This is a genomic window from Psychrobacter sp. 5A.1 (assembly GCF_030407455.1).
Lineage (GTDB): Bacteria > Pseudomonadota > Gammaproteobacteria > Pseudomonadales > Moraxellaceae > Psychrobacter.
Window position 1 is genome coordinate 1 of the sequence record NZ_JASDDJ010000127.1, and the last position, 1,353, is coordinate 1,353.

Below are 1,353 nucleotides of genomic sequence, written 5' to 3' on the forward strand. Positions count from 1 at the left end.
AGTAGCATAAGTTATATCTCAAACTTACGAGATCTTATATTTGATAAAGATCTTGTAAGTTTCAGTATAACTTTTGATCTCGAAGGTCTTAATGAAGAAATAAATTTTGAAGTAATAATTAATTCTCAATATCCATTTAAAATTAGTGGTTCTGAAACGATAAGTTTTAATAATATTGATCTGATTAAATATAGTCACGTGATGAGTACTGGCTCAGTATGTTTTCATAATCAACATTGTATTAATTTTAAACAGAAACTAATACAAGACTTCGATGCAATTAAAAATTGGATTATTAGATATATAGTTAAAGAAGAAACAGATAGTCATTATGAGCACTTAATAGTTAATCATAGTAAATTTAATAGTAGTTTTTACTCTTATCAATTTACTAATATAGAAGAAAGTTTTAACAAAGGTGAGTTTGGTACAGTCTCTATCAAACTATTGTCTCACTCTAACTATAGCCAGTATACTATCAACAATCACTTGGTTCAAAGCTTCAATGACTCAGCTCAACCTACTGTCAAACATTGCGATTGGAGTCATCACTATCTTAAAGCGAGTAGCAGTGAACAAGGTATATATATTTTTTTAGAAGAAACGCCAGCGATTAATCAACGTTTTTCTTTCAATAACTGGTCACAGTTTAATGGAAAACTCAGTCAAGATTTTTTAAGCTATTTATGGAAGTATATTTTTTTAAATAGCAGTAGTTTCAACACATCTAGACCATTGCCTATTTTTATAGGTTTTTATACTCAAAATAATGAAGTTCATTGGCAAGTAGCTTTAGTAAGTATAGATGAAATTTTTTTTAAAAGTAAGACTAATAACGAGAATCAAGAGCAGTATATCTTAGAAGATACTGCAATCAATTGGGCAGTAACGAATAACTCGTCCTATTCATACTTTTTTGGTCGCGGTGCATTTAATGAAGTATTAACTAATTCGAAGATATTAATTATTGGTATTGGTGCAATTGGCAGCAATGTTGCTAAAACATTAGTAAGATGTGGGTGTAAAAATATATTTTTGGTCGATTACGATATTAAGGAACCTGAAAATATTTGCCGTTCAGAATATGAATTTATGTACCCTTACAACAACAAGGTAGATGAACTATGCGACTTACTTTATAGAATATCACCGTTTGTAGAAGTGGGAGCAACTAGAAGCCTTATTACAGAACACCTTAAATCTGAACCTTACGCTAAATTTCTTTCTAATAAATTTGAGAAAGAATTATCGAACTATGATTACATATTTGATTGTTCCACTGACGATGACTTGATGTATATTTTGGATAATCTCAATGTCACAGCTGATATTATTAATTTATCTATCACTAAT

Annotated in this window: 1 protein-coding gene; it reads left to right on the forward strand. The window is 29.4% G+C overall.

Annotation, left to right across the window (positions count from 1 at the left end; translation table 11 throughout):
* A partial coding sequence (locus QL982_RS14375) for a ThiF family adenylyltransferase (protein WP_290190441.1) occupies positions 1 to 1,353 on the forward strand: 1,353 nt, incomplete at both ends.